The 15,132-nt window shown below is 50.8% G+C and carries 14 protein-coding genes and 1 other annotated feature; of the genes, 13 read left to right on the top strand and 1 reads right to left on the bottom strand.

Translation table 11 applies throughout. The features are described 5' to 3' along the window. From Pmgp_RS09730 to pheT, 10 genes are all read left to right on the top strand, one after another. On the top strand, nucleotides 1-705 hold a 705-nt coding region (locus Pmgp_RS09730; protein WP_134213795.1), incomplete at its 5' end, for an aminoacetone oxidase family FAD-binding enzyme. An 88-nt stretch (nucleotides 706-793) separates the two neighbouring features. After that, on the top strand, nucleotides 794-1,696 hold the full coding sequence (gene ytxC, locus Pmgp_RS09725; protein WP_134213794.1) for a putative sporulation protein YtxC: 903 nt from the start codon (nucleotides 794-796) through the stop codon (nucleotides 1,694-1,696). A gap of 47 nt (nucleotides 1,697-1,743) precedes the next feature. Next, nucleotides 1,744-1,960: a binding site (T-box leader), on the top strand. A gap of 542 nt (nucleotides 1,961-2,502) precedes the next feature. Continuing rightward, on the top strand, nucleotides 2,503-4,425 hold the full coding sequence (gene thrS, locus Pmgp_RS09720) for a threonine--tRNA ligase (RefSeq protein WP_134213793.1): 1,923 nt from the start codon (nucleotides 2,503-2,505) through the stop codon (nucleotides 4,423-4,425). Between the two features lie 191 nt (nucleotides 4,426-4,616). Continuing rightward, complete coding sequence (gene infC / locus Pmgp_RS09715) at nucleotides 4,617-5,168, top strand: translation initiation factor IF-3 (RefSeq protein ID WP_243119797.1); 552 nt, start codon at nucleotides 4,617-4,619, stop codon at nucleotides 5,166-5,168. An 18-nt stretch (nucleotides 5,169-5,186) separates the two neighbouring features. Then, the gene (gene rpmI / locus Pmgp_RS09710; RefSeq protein ID WP_134213792.1) at nucleotides 5,187-5,378 is read left to right on the top strand and encodes a 50S ribosomal protein L35; all 192 of its coding nucleotides are present in this window, start codon (nucleotides 5,187-5,189) and stop codon (nucleotides 5,376-5,378) included. Nucleotides 5,379-5,409: 31 nt separating this feature from the next. Beyond that, nucleotides 5,410-5,763 carry a 50S ribosomal protein L20 gene (rplT, locus tag Pmgp_RS09705; protein ID WP_134213791.1) on the top strand — a complete coding sequence of 118 codons (354 nt, stop codon included), beginning with the start codon at nucleotides 5,410-5,412 and terminating at the stop codon, nucleotides 5,761-5,763. Between the two features lie 68 nt (nucleotides 5,764-5,831). Then, a complete protein-coding gene (locus tag Pmgp_RS09700; RefSeq protein ID WP_134213790.1) occupies nucleotides 5,832-6,629 on the top strand; it encodes a TrmH family RNA methyltransferase in 798 nt (265 codons plus the stop codon). Between the two features lie 133 nt (nucleotides 6,630-6,762). Continuing rightward, a complete protein-coding gene (locus Pmgp_RS09695; RefSeq protein ID WP_134213789.1) occupies nucleotides 6,763-6,855 on the top strand; it encodes a YqzL family protein in 93 nt (30 codons plus the stop codon). 375 nt (nucleotides 6,856-7,230) lie between these two features. Continuing rightward, on the top strand, nucleotides 7,231-8,253 hold the full coding sequence (pheS, locus tag Pmgp_RS09690) for a phenylalanine--tRNA ligase subunit alpha (protein ID WP_134213788.1): 1,023 nt from the start codon (nucleotides 7,231-7,233) through the stop codon (nucleotides 8,251-8,253). A 219-nt stretch (nucleotides 8,254-8,472) separates the two neighbouring features. After that, on the top strand, nucleotides 8,473-10,893 hold the full coding sequence (pheT, locus tag Pmgp_RS09685; RefSeq protein ID WP_134213787.1) for a phenylalanine--tRNA ligase subunit beta: 2,421 nt from the start codon (nucleotides 8,473-8,475) through the stop codon (nucleotides 10,891-10,893). 266 nt (nucleotides 10,894-11,159) lie between these two features. Here the strand turns inward: pheT and Pmgp_RS20870 are convergent, their stop codons facing one another. Next, on the bottom strand, nucleotides 11,160-11,621 hold the full coding sequence (locus Pmgp_RS20870; RefSeq protein WP_427910027.1) for a leucine-rich repeat protein: 462 nt from the start codon (nucleotides 11,619-11,621) through the stop codon (nucleotides 11,160-11,162). A 396-nt stretch (nucleotides 11,622-12,017) separates the two neighbouring features. On the opposite strand from Pmgp_RS20870, the gene Pmgp_RS09675 reads away from it, so the two are divergent. The 3 genes from Pmgp_RS09675 to Pmgp_RS09665 all read left to right on the top strand — a co-directional run bounded on the left by Pmgp_RS09675 (nucleotide 12,018) and on the right by Pmgp_RS09665 (nucleotide 14,979). Then, the gene (locus Pmgp_RS09675; RefSeq protein ID WP_134213785.1) at nucleotides 12,018-12,467 is read left to right on the top strand and encodes a DivIVA domain-containing protein; all 450 of its coding nucleotides are present in this window, start codon (nucleotides 12,018-12,020) and stop codon (nucleotides 12,465-12,467) included. Nucleotides 12,468-12,506: 39 nt separating this feature from the next. Next, nucleotides 12,507-13,424, top strand: a complete 918-nt coding sequence (locus Pmgp_RS09670) for a DivIVA domain-containing protein (RefSeq protein WP_134213784.1) — start codon at nucleotides 12,507-12,509, stop codon at nucleotides 13,422-13,424. 169 nt (nucleotides 13,425-13,593) lie between these two features. After that, on the top strand, nucleotides 13,594-14,979 hold the full coding sequence (locus tag Pmgp_RS09665) for a nucleotide sugar dehydrogenase (protein ID WP_134213783.1): 1,386 nt from the start codon (nucleotides 13,594-13,596) through the stop codon (nucleotides 14,977-14,979). Nucleotides 14,980-15,132 lie beyond the last annotated feature (153 nt).

Here is a 15,132-nt window from a genome sequence, read left to right as displayed (position 1 = left end):
GGCTACGATATGGCCCGCCAACTCGGCCACACCATCATCGAGCCCCGGCCCGCGCTGACGCCTCTGGTGGCTTCAGACCAGTGGGTTAAGCCGCTACAGGGGGTAAGTCTGGAAAACATAAAAATTCAGGCGCTGCCGGATCCCCGCCTTGAGCAGACAGGAGAACTTCTTTTCACCCATTTTGGCATCTCGGGCCCGGCAGTCTTAAACCTCAGCAGTTGGCTCGGCAGCCGCACCGGTTACCCGGTCAAGGTGAAAATTGATTTATTCCCGTCTTTATCAAATGAACAGCTGGCGGAGCGCCTGCGCCTCTGTTTCCGCCAAAACGCGGGTAAGCTTTTGAAGAATTCCCTGAGTGAGCTGCTGCCGCGCAGGATGATCCAGGCCGTCCTGAGTATAGCCGAAGTAAGCCCGGACAAGCAGGTCGACCAGCTCAGCCGGGCAGAGCTGCTCCGTTTAACACATACTCTTAAAAACATCATCCTGCACATAAAAGGGACCCGCCCCCTAAACGAGTCCATTGTTACCGGGGGAGGTGTGAGCACCGCTGAGATTAACCCCACGACCATGGAATCAAAGATAGTCAAAGGTCTGTACTTTGCTGGTGAAATAATTGATGTGGATGCTCTGACCGGAGGCTACAATTTGCAGATCGCCTTTGCCACCGGCTATTTGAGCGGCGCCGGCGCTGCCTCTATTTCATAAATTTTTTAAAAATTTGCATGGCATAGCGCCAGCATTTTTTGTTTATACTGAAGAAAGAGGCATACGTTAAAAAAGGGGGATTCATTCGATGGCCCAGACCATTTCCATCGGCGCCACGCAGCATATTGATCTGCTCAAGGCTAAACTGGGCCGGGAATTGAAGCTTTTCAACACAGACGGTTTAAAGGTGGAGCTCGAGGAAAGCCCGGCCGGAAAATTTACTTTTCTGGCCTTTAGTGTTTCTAACTGCGGTCCCCACAGAATCAGCCAGGAAGAAGTACAGTCGGTCTTCAAACACTACCTTGCCGACATTATCTCAGATATTATTTTAACCCACTGGGAGGACATTTTACTCAAGGACATCATCAGGGAAAATTACTATTATTTTAATGAAGAGGAAAAGAAATTAATTTACGACTACGCCTTGCGTCATATCAACCGCGAGGGACAGGAGAGCGGGCCAACCATCTACTGGGCCAACCGGAAAAGCAGGATCCTGCATAAGCTGATCGATTTCCTGCATTACAACAACCGTATTATAATAGAAGGTTTTATCAGATTCAGGCTTAAAGAGTATGTGAGCGAACTAAAAGAAGCAGCTGATAAAGCGGTGGACGATTTTTTGATTGAGAGGGAGTACCAGGAATTTGTCCAGCTTTTGAAGTATTTTGTGGAAATCCAGGAGCCGAAGGTTGAAGTGGTGCACGTGTTGATCAGGGGAAACGGGGTTTTTAGGCTTTATGACGGGAACATGCAGCCCATCAGAAGTGACTATATGGAAGGATTTATGATCGACCTGTCGGACAACGAGATCAATTATGAAGACCTTCTAATCAGCGCTCTGATTACCATCGCCCCCAGGGAGATCACCCTGCATTGCAAAAGCAGCAACGGCATGTCCACCACCCTGGACACGATCAGGAACGTTTTTACCGGGCGGGTTAAAGAATGTACCGGCTGCCCCATGTGCGGCACAGGCAGGAGGTCTTAGATTGTTGACAAATTTTTGTCTAATAACTATAATACCGATATAATAATGTAAAGGCTATGAAAAGGAAAGCAGGTCCAAACCCGGCCTGCAGAGAGAAGGCGCCGTGGCTGAAAGCGCCTTTAGCTGCCGGGGGACTGAAAACCGCCTTGGAGCAGCCGGCTGAAATGAGAGTATGCCGGGCCGGGTAGCAGACGTTAACTGCCGCGAGCGAGGAAGGCAATTCTTCCTAACCAGGGTGGAACCGCGGGAAACCCCGTCCCTGACTGTAATCCAACAGTCAGGGACGTTTCTTTTTTAAGCCGTGGGATATGAGAAGTGAGACGTGGGAAAATGAAAATGTCGTAAGCCATAAGACGTAGGTCGTAAGTGTGAAAGTAATTCTTTTGGGTTAATACCTGTTAGGAATCAGGATATACCTACGCCCTACGGCTTACGGCCTACGACCTAAATTGTAGGTGCGGCTTCAGCCGCACATGTTCGGACAAATCCGAACCTACAAGTTTTGCGACAAGAGTGCGACAAGAGAAGAAGGAAATCGCAAGTTGAATGTAGAACATTCTGTAACAAAAACTTCATTTACATCTTCTCACTTAATCATCACAAAAATCCGCGACTTCCATCTTCTCAGGCAATCAAAAATTTTGCGCCACTTAGTATAATTAACAGACTTTACTCTTATTGATCAGGTATTGCTCTCACTGATCATGTAGTTGTATTTGGCGCAAAACTTCCGATTGCCTAGTCAGAACCGTCCCCTTGTCTCACCCTTGTCTCATGTGTGCATTACTGAAAGGATGTGTTTTTTTATGGATGAGAACAACAAAATCAAGGTGACCCTGCCGGACGGCGGCGTTAGGGAATACCCGGCAGGCATCGCGCTGATGGATATAGCCAAAGATATCAGCCCGCGCCTGGCTAGAGAAGCCCTGGTCGCCAAAGTGAACGGCCAACTGACCGACCTGGCGCGGCCGCTGGAGCGGGACGCAGCGGTGGCATTCCTGACTTTTGAGGACGAAGAGGGCAAGCAGGTCTACCGCCACAGCACCGCCCATGTGATGGCCCAGGCCTGCCAGAAGCTTTTCCCCGGCGTCAAGTTCGCCATAGGACCCGCCATAGCCGACGGTTTTTATTACGACTTTGACACCACCGAGCCTTTTACCACCGATGATTTGGGCGTAATTGAAAAAGAAATGGAGGCCATCATCAAGGCCGACCTGCCCTTTGAACGCTTCGAGTACACCCGCCCGGACGCATTGGACCTTTTCGGCAAAGCCGGCCAGGACTACAAGGTGGAATTAATCGAGGACCTGCCCGTGGACGCGCCGCTGTCCGTTTACCGCCAGGGCGACTTCACCGACCTGTGCATGGGCCCGCACGTTCCATCCACCGGCCGCCTGAAGTCGGTCAAGCTTTTGAACGTGGCCGGCGCTTACTGGCGCGGCAGCGAAAAGAACAAGATGCTGCAGCGGATTTACGGGACGTCCTTTCCTAAAAAGTCTATGCTGGACGAGTATCTTTTCCGGATTGAGGAGGCCAAGCGGCGCGACCACCGCAAGCTAGGGGCGGAGCTCGAACTTTTCAGCATCCAGGACGAGGGTCCGGGCTTTCCCTTCTTTCATCCCAAAGGCATGATCCTGCGCAACGAGCTGGAGAAATTCTGGCGGGAGGAGCACGCTAAAAGAGGTTACTCGGAAATACGCACACCGATTATTCTGTCCCGCTCCCTGTGGGAGCGGTCCGGCCACTGGGACCATTACCGGGAGAACATGTATTTCACCAAAATCGACGAGGGCGACTACGCGGTCAAGCCGATGAACTGCCCCGGCGGCATCATCGTCTATAAGAGCAAACTGCACAGCTACCGGGAACTGCCCATCCGCATGGCGGAACTGGGGCTGGTGCACCGGCACGAGCTTTCCGGCGCCCTGCACGGGATGATGCGGGTGCGCTGTTTCACCCAGGACGACGCTCATATCTACATGCTGCCCTCCCAGGTAAAGGATGAGATCATCGGAGTGATTAACCTGGATGAGGATATTTATAAGGTATTCGGCTTCCCCTATCACGTGGAGCTTTCCACCAAGCCGGAAAAAGCCATGGGCTCCGATGAGATCTGGGAGATGGCCACCAATGCGCTGCGTGACGCCCTGGAGACCAGGGGTATCGACTACAAGGTAAACGAGGGGGACGGCGCCTTCTACGGCCCGAAAATCGACTTTCATTTGCGGGACACTCTGGGACGCACCTGGCAGTGCGGCACCATCCAGCTTGACTTCGTCATGCCGGAAATTTTCGACCTGAACTATGTGGGCGAGGACGGCCAGAAGCACCGCCCGGTGATGATCCACCGCACTATTTTCGGCAGCCTGGAGCGATTCATCGGCATTCTCACCGAGCACTTCGCCGGGGCTTTCCCGGCCTGGCTGGCGCCGGTGCAAGCCCGCGTGATCCCGATTACCGGCCGCCACGCCGCTTACGCCCAGGAAGTGACCGACAGTCTGAGCGGCAAGGGCATCAGGGTTGAGATAGATACCCGCAATGAGAAAATCAACTACAAGATCCGCGAGGCCCAGGCCCAGAAAATACCTTACATGCTGGTGGTCGGCGATAAAGAAGCGGAAAACAAGACCGTGGCTGTACGCCAGCGGGCCAAAGGGGACCTGGGGGCCATGCCGCTGGCTGATTTTGAAGCGATGCTGCTTGAGGAAATCAGCACCAAGTCGTACTAAAAGTTTAATTCGCAGATTTTCTTGACTTAAATTTACTTCCGTGCTAAAATTTTTGTGGCAAATAACAGATACTGTCAAGTAGAAGCCATCCGCTTCTCACCGGACGACGCGCATTAAAGCCGCTGTCAGTCACGGTTTCTTTAATAAAGTTGAAGTATGGACTTTTTTAAGCGGGTGGATTGCCTGCTTTTTTGCTTTTCTTATTTTATCAGGGAGGTGAACCCGCTATCACGAGAGATTTTCGCATCAATGAGGAGATTAGGGCCAGAGAAGTGAGGGTAATTGACGGTGACGGTTCCCAACTCGGCATCTTCTCTTCGAGGGATGCTCTGCGCCTTGCGGAGGAAAAACAGCTAGACCTGGTGGAGATATCACCGGCCGCCAAGCCTCCTGTTTGCAAAATCATGGATTTTGGCAAGTACAAGTACGAGCAGAGCAAGCGTGAAAAGGAGGCCAAGAAGAAACAGAAAATCATCAGTATCAAGGAAGTCAAGCTCCGGCCCAACATAGAGGACCACGATTTTGAAGTCAAGGCCAAGAACACGGCCAGGTTTTTAAAAGATGGCGATAAAGTAAAAGCGACCATTATTTTTCGCGGGAGAGAAATCGTGCACACTCAGCTGGGCCAGAAACTGCTTAAACGGCTGGCGGAGAGTGTCAAAGACTTCTCCCAAGTGGAAAGGCAGCCTAAATTAGAAGGAAAAAACATGATCATGATTCTGTCACCGAAGCAAGACAGCTAGGAAGGAGATGCATTTTAGTTGCCAAAGATAAAGACCCACCGTGGGGCTGCTAAGAGGTTTAAGAAAACCGCCAACGGCAAATTTAAAGTTGAGCATGCTTTTCACAGCCACATTCTTGGGAAAAAGAGCGCCAAGAGGAAGCGTAATCTTCGCAAAGGTACGATTATTAGCGCCGCTGATGCTGATCGCCTGAAGAGGCTGCTACCCTAAAACATCGTGTCATATAAAGGAGGAATAAACCATGCCACGGGCGAAAAGCAGTGTCGTTTCGAGGAACAGACACAGGAAAATACTGAAACTGGCAAAAGGATATAGAGGTTCCAAGAGTAAATTATTCCGGGTGGCCAACCAGCAGGTCATGAAATCCCTGGTTTACGCCTACCGCGACCGCAAGGTGAGAAAGCGCGACTTCCGGAAGCTGTGGATCACCAGGATCAACGCGGCCGCCAGAATGAACGGCATCTCATACAGCCGGCTGATGAACGGCCTCAAGCTGGCCGGTGTGGAGATTAACCGCAAGCTGCTGGCCGACATAGCGTTAAATGACAGCCAGGCTTTTGGACGCCTGGTGGAAGTTGCCAAGGAAAAGCTTTAGAGCGCCGCCTTTCGGGCCCTTAACTTAATAAGTTAGGGGCCTGTTGAGATTCAGGGAGGTTAAACAGTTTGCTGAGCAGGTACAACCCGCGCATAAAATACATCCGGCGGCTGGCCATCCGCCGCTTCAGAGACCGGGAAAAGAGATTTGTCGCTGAGGGTGTCCGCTTTGTGGAGGAAGCCCTGGCCTCTTCCTGGCCGGTGGAGGCGCTGGTCTATTGCGGCAAAATCGGTGAAAGCCGGCGCGGGGAAGAGCTGCTCAAAAAGGCGGACTCAATGAACATAGCTGTCATAGAGGTGGACGAGACCCTGTTTGATGAACTGGCCGGCACCGAAACCCCCCAGGGAGTGCTGGCCGTAGTCAGGCAGGGCGCGGCCGTCCTGGAGGATTTGGCGGCAGCGCCCGCCCCAGCCCTGCTGGTGGTGGTGGACGGCGTGCAGGACCCCGGCAACCTCGGCACGATAGTGCGCTCGGCTGACGCGGCCGGCGCCGGGGGAGTGATCCTTTTAAAAGGTACGACAGACATTTACAACCCCAAAGCCTGCCGGGCCACCATGGGCTCGATCTTCCACCTGCCTGTGCTGCAGGGGCTGACTGCCGCTGAAGTTCTCCCTTTCCTGGCCGGCCGCTCTATCGCAACCATAGCCGGTGACCCGCGCGGAGCAAAGCCTGTAGCCGCCGCGGACCTGACCCGGCCCTGTGCTTTGATCGTGGGCAGCGAGAGCGGGGGCATTAACGCCGCCCTGTTGGACATGGTCGACGATAAGGTGCGCATACCCATGCCCGGCCGGGCCGAGTCCCTCAACGTCGCTGTCGCGGTTTCGATTATGCTTTATGAAGCTTTGAGACAGCGGGACATTTGTTAAAAACAGGCCTATCGCTGCCTTCTGCCAAAGGTTTGCAACCGATTTTTCTGTGAACTTTCTTGTCATCAAATTTTCATTGTGATATAATCAATCCGAAAAGGTCCCCAAAAAACTGAGGAAAGGCCGTGGTTAAATGTTATTAACCGCCGAATTTTTTTGGAGGCTGTTTGAGGCGACGGGATCCGTCAAGGCTTACATACTTTACAGGAGGTTAGCCTTACACTAGAATTATCTTTAATTGCATACCCGCAGTGTTTTATTTTTTTCAAATTAACATTATAACGGTGATGATGGGGAAGAGTAGACGGCCGGCGTTGCACAGGGAAGGAGGGTCATTGACTGGAAGCCCTCCGGGAACAAGGCCCTCGAAGTTCACCCCGGAACTGCAGCTGAACGTATAACCAGTAGGTGTCGCCGGATCTTCCACCGTTACCGGAAGACAGTGTCTTATTTTAAATGATGGACCCAGCAGCAAGTATGGTTTATGCTTTTAAAAGTGTAAACTAGAGGGTGGTACCGCGGAACAAACAATCCGTCCCTGTAGAGGGGCGTTTTTTTATTGCTGCTGCCCGCTTTGATAAATTAGTCCGGGAGGTTTGTGATGAGAGCAAAGCTGAAAGAATTGGGAGAAGAAGCGCGCAGAGCGCTGTCCCAGGCTGAGAGCCTGGAAGATTTAAACGGGATCAGGGTCAGGTTTTTGGGCAAGAAAGGTGAACTAACCCAGATCCTGCGCGGCATGGGCAGCCTCAGCGCGGAGGAAAGACCGCTCATCGGCCAGGTGGCCAATGAGGTCAGGGCCGCCATTGAAGAAGAACTGGCGCTGAAAAACACCGTGCTGAAAGAACAGGTGAAGCAGCAAAAGCTGAAAGGGGAAGGCATCGACGTCACCCTGCCCGGCACTCCGGTGCCGCGGGGCGGCAAACACCCGCTGACCCTGGTGCTGGAAGAAATCCAGAATATCTTTTTAGGCCTGGGCTACAGCATTGCCGACGGGCCGGAAGTTGAAACAGACTATTATAACTTTGAAGCTTTAAACCTGCCCAAGGATCACCCGGCGCGGGACATGCAGGACTCCTTCTTTATCAGCAGCGAGATTGTGCTCAGGACGCAGACCTCGCCGGTGCAGGTCAGGACCATGGAAAAAACCGCGCCGGAACTGCCGGTGAAAATAATAGTGCCCGGCAAGGTCTACCGGCGCGACGACGACGCCACCCACTCCCCGATGTTCAACCAGGTGGAAGGGCTGGCGGTTGACAGGCGGATCACCTTCAGTGACCTGAAGGGCACCCTGGGGCTGTTTACCAGGGAGATGTTCGGGCCCAACACCAGGACCCGCTTCCGCCCGAGCTACTTTCCTTTCACCGAGCCCAGCGCGGAGGTGGACATCTCCTGCGTCATGTGCGGCGGCAAAGGCTGCCGGGTCTGCTCCCACACCGGCTGGCTGGAAATCCTTGGCTCCGGCATGGTCCACCCCCGGGTGCTGGAAGTGTCGGGCTACAACTCCGAGGAAGTCACCGGCTTCGCCTTCGGTATGGGCGTCGAGCGGATCGCCATGCTGAAGTACGGCATTGACGACATGCGCCTGCTGTTCGAAAACGACCTGCGCTTTTTGCAACAATTTTAAACAAATGGACTTAAACAAATGGACAGGATTTACAGGATTAAAACGGATTAACAGGATTAGGTTTTTAATTTCTTATAGTTTTCCTCTGGGAAAAAAGTATAATGAATAACGCAGGTTTATCAAGGTTTTTAATTAAAATTAAATCCTGTAAATCAAAATAAATCCGGTTAATCCTGTCAATTTGTTTTAAATACTTTTTAGTCAGGAGGGTTTCATTTCGTGAAGGTTTCTTACAAGTGGCTGCAGGAATTTGTTGACATAGACATATCACCGGAGGATTTGGCTGACCGGCTGACGCTGGCCGGCGTCGCGGTGGAGGGAGTCACCAAACTGGGTGTGGGTATGGAGAAAGTCTTCACCGGGCGGATTGAAAAGATCGACCCCCACCCCAACGCCGATAAGCTGGTCGTGACATCTGTAAACGTGGGTACGGAAAAGCTGCAGATCATTACCGCCGCCACCAATGTGCGGGAGGGAGACGTAATCCCGGTAGCAGTCGAAGGGGCCAAGCTGGCCAGCGGTCTGGTAATCAAGCGGGCCAAACTCAGAGGCGTGGAATCGCGCGGCATGATGTGTTCCGGACAGGAACTGGGCATTGACCCCAAAACCATGCCGGCCGACCAGGCCGTGGGCATCATGATCCTGCCGCCCGGCACCCAGCTGGGCAGGGACGCCAAGGAAGTGCTCGGGCTTGATGACACCATCTTAGAGCTTGACCTTACCCCGAACCGGGGCGACTGCCTTTCCATCATCGGCGTGGCGCGGGAAGCCGCCGTGCTGCTGGGCCGGCCGCTGCGCCTGCCCGCCCCGTCTTTTCCCGAGCTGGATGAGTCAATAGAAGGGCAAGTGCGGGTGGATATAGAGGATACAGACCTATGCCGGCGCTTCGCGGGCAGGCTGATCAAGAACGCGCGGGTGGGCAATTCGCCCCTGTGGATGCAGCAGCGCCTGCGTTCGGCAGGCATCAGGCCGATCAGCAACATTGTCGATGTGACCAACTACGTTATGCTCGAGCTAGGCCAGCCCATGCACGCTTTTGACTACAACCTGCTTACCGATGGCCATATTATCGTGCGCCGGGCCAGGGAAGGGGAAAAATTGGTTTCCCTGGACGGCGTCCAGCGCGACCTCACCACTGAAATGCTCTGCATCACCGACCCCTCCGGGCCCGTGGGCATAGCCGGCGTGATGGGCGGCCTGGCCACTGAGGTAACCAATAAAACCGTTTCAATACTGCTTGAATCCGCCTTCTTCAACCCGATCAGCATCCGCAGGACGTCGAAGGCCCTCGGGCTGCGCTCCGAGGCTTCCCAGCGTTTTGAGAAAGGCATCGACATCGGCGGCTGCGCCAGGGCGGCTAACCGCGCGGCCCAGCTGATAGCTGAGATGGGCGCCGGGGAAGTTGTTGCAGGTATGGTCGACAATATCCCGGCCAAGCTGGCGGACAGGGTCATCCAGTTCAGGCCCTCCCGCGCCGGCTACGTGCTGGGAGCGGACATCCCCAAAAGCAAGGTGACCGGCATCCTGACCAGCCTGCGCTTCACAGTGCAGGACGCCGGTGAGAACCTGCTGGTAACCGTGCCCTCGCACCGGATGGACGTAAGCCAGGAAGTGGACCTGATTGAAGAGGTGGCCAGGATCCACGGCTACAACCAGATCCCCGACACGCTCACCTACGGCCGGTCCACCAGGGGCATCAAAACCAAAGAGCAGTCTCTCACCGCCCAGGCCCGCGACCTGCTGGCCGGCTCGGGGCTGCACGAAGTAATGACCTACAGCTTCATCAACCCGAAGACCTTTGACCAGATGAATCTGGCGCCGGACAGTGCGATGAGAAACGCTTTAAAGATCAAGAACCCCCTCAGTGAAGAGCGCTCAGTCATGCGCACCATGCTGCTGCCCTGCCTGCTGGAGATTCTGGCCAGGAACTACAACCGCAGAGTGCAGAACGGAGCTGTATTTGAGCTGGGGCGGGTGTTCATACCCAGGGGTGAGAACCAGCAGCCCGAGGAGCGCACCATACTGGCAGGCGCCGCCATGGGCCGTTCCCCCGCAAGCTGGAACCAGCCCGCACAGGACTATGACTACTTTTATCTGAAAGGCGTGCTGGAAAACCTATTCAGCCGCACCGGCGCCGGGGCAGTGAATTTCCTGCCGGAAACCGGCGACCCCAGCTACCATCCAGGTAAAACCGCGTATATGGAGGCCGGCGGGACCAAAATCGGCGTGATTGGTGAACTGCACCCTGATGTGCTCGAAAATTACGACCTGCCCGCCAGGGTGGTGGCCTTCGAGCTTGACTTCGACCGGCTGGCGGAGATTTCAGGCCGCCCGGTTGTATACAGCCAGCTGCCCAAGTTCCCGGGCATCGACAGGGATATCGCCATACTGGCCAGGAAAGACATCCCTGCCGCCGATATTTTGAGGGTGATCCAGGCGGCCGGCGGCAAACTGCTCCGCGAGGTCTCACTGTTTGATGTGTACCAGGGAGAACAGGTGCCCGAGGGTATGCGCAGCATGGCCTTTGCCCTGAAGTTCCAGGCGGAGGACCGCACCCTGACCGACGCTGAGGCGGGGGAAATCACCGGGGAAATTGCCGGCTCCCTGGCCGCGAAGTTTGGAGCGGAGCTGAGGAGTTAAGAATAAATTTATAAATTCATTATTTTTTATCCGGATGAATTACATCCGGAATTTTTTCTTATAGGATAATTCAGGCTTCCAGTAGTGATAAATTCCCGCAGCTTTTTACGGGATATTAAATCAGAGACAAAATAAACCAGAATCACCGCCCCGATTAGCTCCGGTATATAAATTTCCACCCCGCGACAAAACTAATTTTTCCAAACCTCTGGCTGCACCAAGGGTTATTCCCATATGCGCAAATAGCTGCAATTGATTTTCTCCCCCTATATAAGTAAAGGTAGACTCTCGGAAATCCGAAAACATATTATGATCTTTTTTAATATAGGCAGACCCGACAGGCTGGACTTATCCGTCACACTGTTGCCGGTGAGGTTTAATTGTTTTAATTTTACAAGGCCGGACAATTCTCCTATCTGGGTGATCTTATTATAGCTAAGGTTAAGGTCCTGTAGATTAACCAGTTCTTTGAGCGGGGAAATATCAACGATATTATTTTTGCCAAGATTTAAAGTTTTAAGGTTGCTCAAGTGCCTGAGAGCAAAAACGGACTCTATCTGGTTATCATATAGAACAAGCGTCTGGAGTTGGCTCAGATTTTCAAAAGGTGTCAAGTCGTTAATGAAATTATTATTTAAGTAAAGCACCTGAAGGTCTCTCATATTCGAAAGGAAAAAAACGTTTGAGAGCTTGTTGCCGTTAATATTTAATCTATTGAGATTTGTCAGGAAAATATTTGCATTTAAAGTATCCTCTTGTTAGAATTGGTTGAGTTTCCCATTTATTAATTCCATATAAAGGCTTGTATTCCTCTTTTTTTGATAATGTTTTTCCTTAAGGGTAAATTAGAAAAAACTGAAATACCTGCTCTTAAATAGTAAAGTATCATATTATTTTGTTCGAATTAAGAGGAAAGGAATTTGTTAAGTTCATTTGTACCATCACTATGCTATGAATGGCTGTATTAACAAAATAAGGCAAATATCAAAGAGGTTGCGGAAAGAAATATAAAATAATTTAATTAATTTATTTAAGTGTTAAGTGATTTTAAAAAAAACTATTTCCTTTTTTTGTGAAAGCCTTATAATATTATTATCTAAAAAACCGGGTTAGGGGAGTTGCATATGCAATTTTCAACGAAGCTTATGGGTTACCGTCGAGAACAGGTAGATAGGTATGTCGAAGAGCTAATGAGGGATTACGAAAAGAAAATACAGTCACTTCAGGATGATATTGAGAAAGTAGTCATGGAAAATGAAAAGATTAAGATGGAACTTTCCGGTATGCAAACTGACCTGAAAAAGTATCAAGACTCGGAAAAAGCTGTTGCGGAAGTGTTCATTCAAGCTCAGTTAAGAGCGACATTCATAGAAGAAGAAGCGCACAAGAAAGCTGCCGAAATAGAGAAAGCAGCGCTTCTTGAAGTTGAAGAGAAGAAGAAGGAAGTTGAAGAACTGCAGGCCCATATTGTCAAGGCCAGAAAAGAATTTGAGGACGTCCTCAATAAGTACAAAAACATCATAGTAGACCTTCAGAATTTGCAGCCTGATGAAGAAATGCAGCATTTAGATTAACTTTATTTAACAATTTTTAAATACAGGCAGGCGTTAGCTGTGGTTGAACATTTTAGTACCGGCCTTCTTGGTTATAACCAAAAAGAAGTAGATGAGTGGATTAATTCTTATAAGTGGGACAGCCTTAAAATAATTGACCGCCTGGATGCGGACTTAAGGAGGGCCAAAGCTGAAAATGAGGCCCTGCGTGACCAGGCGTCTTCTTTCGCGTCAACCGGGACCCGGGTGGATTACGAAATTTTGGGAAAGGCCAGGCAGCAGGCCGAGGCGGCGGGGGAGATGCTGCTTGAAGAAGCCCGCGGCAGGATTGCTCAGATTATCGAGGAGGGATATAAAAGGGCGGATGTTCATCGTTCACAGGCGCTGGTTATCGAGGGACGTAAAATAATTCTGAAAAAAGAGCTGTTCAACCTGCTCGAGACCCTGCGGGACCACCTGGGCGCCTGGCATGACCAGCCTGAAGCCACGGCTTTCAAGGAGGAAATAGCAGGCCTGACTGAAGACAAAGTGGCCAGGCTGGTGGAAGAGCAGATCGCGGCGGCTGCCGCCGAAACTGAAGATGCGTCGAGTGAACTGGCAGCTGAAAGTGCTGCAGCTGATTCAGCAGCCAGAGGCGCGGATAGTTTTGATGACTGTATAGATCTTCAGAAAGCGGGAGCGCTTGCGCTTTACGATCAAATGACAGGGGCGCAGGTGGCGGTGCTGGCTTTTCTGGCTATGATTACCGCCTTGCTGGTTGGTAATTTGGTGGAAGGTCTGGGTATTTTAGCTCCTTTGGTATTGATTGTGTTGTTTGTCTGCAAGGAACTGGCTGCGGGAGCAGTAAGCACCTCTAAAAACTCCTCGAAAATCGTAATGTTTAGTACGGTGGACCGTGTTTTGTACCTGGCGATCCTGCCCCTGCTGATAATATTTGTAATAGCAGTATTATACAGAATAATAGGGGTACTCCATTAAACGAATGGTGAATGTCTTGTTTAGTCTTTACTAATATATTTAAAATATTTGAATTTATCATTCTGTTTAAATTGTACAAATGCATAAATAATGTATTAAGAACTGTTTTAGATTGTCCGAAATATATATAAGGATAATATTGACAAAAATAACGACTAGGAGACTGAACATGCTAAAATTAGGAGTTGTAGGTGCCAGCGCCAAAAAACTAAAGCAAAAAATTTTGAACAAAACGGCCGTAGTATCAGTTATTGGACTGGGCTATGTGGGTCTGCCTATGGCTATAGAAAAGGCTAAGATAGGTTTTAAAGTCATGGGTATTGAGCAAAACTCCAGCCGTACTGAAAAAATTAACCGCGGCGAAAATTATATCAATGATGTAAACGAAGCGGAACTGAAAAGCCTGGTATCCGAAGGGAAACTTAGCTGCAGTATTAGTTACGATTGTTTGCCAGAGGCTGATGTAATTATTATCTGCGTTCCCACCCCGCTTACTTTAAACCGTGAGCCTGATATATCATACATACAAAATGTAACCCAGGAAATTGCTAAAAGGCTCAGGCCCGGGCAGTTAATAACCCTGGAAAGCACAACCTACCCGGGTACAACCAGGGAAGTTTTGCTTCCCCCTTTGGAAAAGTGCGGCTTGGAAGTCGGACATGACTTTTTCCTCGCCTACGCTCCTGAGAGAGTTGACCCAGGCAATGGCTTCCATAACGTGAAAAACACCTCCAGGGTTGTGGGCGGTATAACCCCGACTTGTCTGGAAATTGCCCAGCTTTTTTATAACCAAGCCATTGTGTTTGACGGGCCCCGCCGGCGGCGTGAGGATAAACTCTATCCCCCTGTGACCCCTGTTTCCAGCCCTGAGGTGGCGGAATTATCCAAGCTGTTCGAAAACACCTACCGTGCGGTGAATATCGCCCTGGTCAACGAATTAATGTTTTTGTGCGACCGGATGGATATAGATGTCTGGGAGGTTATTGATGCCGCCGCCACAAAACCCTTTGGTATTCAGATTTTCCACCCGGGTCCGGGTGTGGGAGGGCATTGCATCCCGATCGATCCCTTCTACCTCACCTGGAAGGCGCGCCAGTATGATTTCCATACCCGCTTTATAGAACTGGCTGGTGAAATCAATATTGAAGCGTCATATTATGTGGTACGTAAGCTGACGCAGGCTTTGAATAGATACGGCAAGTCTTTGCGGGGGGCAAATATATTTATCCTGGGAGTAACTTACAAAAAAGATATAAGGGACATAAGAGAATCTCCCGCTTTAAAAGTTATTTCATTGCTGCTTAAAGACGGCGCCAATATTTCATACTATGACCCCTATGTGCAATTTCTAAAACCACATTCCCCATACAACTGGGCGATCCTGGGAAGCCCCCTTGTTGCCGAGCGCTTAAAAGAAGCTGATTGTGTACTGATTTTGACCGATCACTCAGGCGTAGACTATGAGTGGGTGGTAGAGCAGGCGAAGCTGGTGCTTGACACGAGGAATGCCACGAAGGATGTGGCGTTTAACCGGGAAAAGATCATTAGAATCTGAGTGTGGAATCAGAACATTTCTCATTGGATTCTATCTGCAGCAACTTTTTACCCTCAAGATAAGAACTCGGATATATTGCTATGTTCAATCATCATCTCTTTTGTGTACATAAGTATGGGAAATAATCTGCCAAAGCACTAACAGTTTCTACTT

Origin of the sequence: Pelotomaculum propionicicum (genome assembly GCF_004369225.1) — a bacterium.
Classification (GTDB): Bacteria; Bacillota; Desulfotomaculia; order Desulfotomaculales; family Pelotomaculaceae; genus Pelotomaculum_B; species Pelotomaculum_B propionicicum.
This window is presented reverse-complemented; position numbering and strand designations above follow the sequence as displayed.